General features: G+C 47.8%; 2 protein-coding genes. One reads left to right on the top strand and one right to left on the bottom strand.

Annotation, left to right across the window (positions count from 1 at the left end; genetic code table 11):
• Positions 1–48 precede the first annotated feature (48 nt).
• Positions 49–1,320: an NAD(P)/FAD-dependent oxidoreductase gene (locus ACY69O_RS01370; RefSeq protein ID WP_462331680.1), complete on the top strand. Its 1,272-nt coding sequence runs from the start codon at positions 49–51 to the stop codon at positions 1,318–1,320.
• 106 nt (positions 1,321–1,426) lie between these two features.
• Here the strand turns inward: ACY69O_RS01370 and ACY69O_RS01365 are convergent.
• Positions 1,427–2,008, bottom strand: a 582-nt coding sequence (locus ACY69O_RS01365; protein WP_462331679.1) for a hypothetical protein, incomplete at its 5' end; no start/stop codon positions are given.

Raw genomic sequence — 2,008 nt, 5'->3', positions numbered from 1 at the left:
GTATAATATTACTATCTTATATGACTCAAGACAGGAGGCATATCCTTTATGAATAATGCAAAAGCATCTAACCCTAAGGTGGTCATTCTCGGCGCGGGCATGGGCGGCGTAAAAGCAGCTCAGTGTTTCGCAGACGCGCCTGTTGACGTGACCATAGTTGACCAGAACAATTATCAATTTTTCGCTCCGCTTCTCTACCAGCTTTCCACAGGAATTCTCGAAGAAAGTGAAATCGCCCTGCCCGTAAGGCAGTTTTTCCACTCACAGCCAAACGTGGATTTTCACCTTGGCTGCGTTACAGGATTTGATACTGAGAAAAAAATCGTTGCAACTGACACGGGAGATATTTCATACGATTATCTCATTGTCGCCCTCGGCTCAACAACGCGCTATTTCGGAATGAGCGACATCGAAGAGCATTCGCTCCCAATGAAGACTCTGAGCGAGTCCGCCGCAATACGTGACCATCTCATGCGCTGTATTGAAAGTGCCGCACATGAGCCGGACGAAAGCAAACGTCAGGCTCTGCTGACATTCATTATTGTCGGCGGAGGGCCAACGGGTGTCGAGGAAGCCGGAGCAATCGCAGAGCTTCTTCACGATACACTTCCCCCTGATTATCCGCATCTCGACCTCAAAAAGGCAGATGTGAAGCTGATTGAAATGACGGACAGCCTTCTCATGATGATGCCCATGTCACTTCGTAAATCCGCAGCCGAAAGCCTTCGCAAAAAGGGTGTTGATGTCCGCTTGAATACTGCCGTTTCAAACTACGACGGTCAGACTGTAACCTTCAAGGACGGCGAAACGCTCTCCTCGCACACTCTCATCTGGGCGAGCGGTGTACAGGCCGTAGATGTCTGCAAAGAGCTCGGAGCTGAGCAGGCAGGAGACGGACGTATCATAGTGAACAAGGACCTCTCCGTTCCAGGCCTTCCCGGGGTGTATGTTATCGGGGACTGTGCCCACATGGTTGAAAAAGAAGGGGAACGCCCCCTTGCAACAATCGCTCCATACGCGATGCAGGAAGGAGCATGCGCTGCGCAGAACATTCTCGCACAGATAAAAGGACAGCCTCAGACGGATTTTGTCAGCCACGACCTCGGGGCAATGGCAATGGTAGGCCGTTTTGCAGGAGTCATGGCAAAGGGCAGCATGAAAATGGACGGCATAATCGCATGGGCAGCATGGCTTGCTGTGCATGTAATACGCCTTGCGGGGTGGAATACGAACTTCATTGTGCTGTATAAATGGCTGCTGAATACGCTGTTCGGAACACGTCCTGCATGTTTGACAAGTGAAAAACAAATTGTGAAATAAAATGGGTCTGTCACGACTTGCAACCAAATAAAAAACCTGCCGTTATCGCAAATTACACGATAGCGGCAGGTTTTTTGTATGAAGCACACATCTATATATCATACGGTTAAATCAGCATACTTATGGACATAGCCGTCTGCTCCTCCGGAGTCGGCTCGCGGTCTGGAAGATTAGCCATTTTCTGCTTTGCTTGTTCAATGAGACGTTTTGCTTTTTCAACCTCGGCAGCATCACATTTATTTTGTTTTAGTCCGTCCTCTACAGCCTGCAGATCCTGCTCTAAATGTGCAAGGACTGTCTGCATATCGCCCTTTGTAGCGGCTGCAGCAATCTGACGCTGACTCTTTCCCTCGTTGATGGTAATTGTGCTTTTAGAGGATTCTGTGGTCATTTCACCATTTTCATCAATGATTACTCTCATTCCCTGAAAGCCGACTTCCCCTTCATGATTCTTCAGCATTTCATCTGCTGCCTTCAGGTTTTCAAAGAGCTTTTGCCGTTTTTCTTCGTCCATAAGACAGTCCTTAAGATATTTTGATGAAATGCTTGTAAGCCCATTCCCTGCGACTGTGAAATTCGCTCTGAGAAATTTGGTAAATTCATCAACGCTTCCAAAAGCATTATCTGTTGACACAATATTACTTTGCTGCAGATATGCTTCTTTTACCACCGCGGGATTTCGTTTAAG

The sequence above is a fragment of the Schwartzia sp. (in: firmicutes) genome, assembly GCF_978017985.1.
Note: the sequence above shows the minus strand (reverse complement) of the source record. Positions and strands in the feature narration are given on the sequence as shown.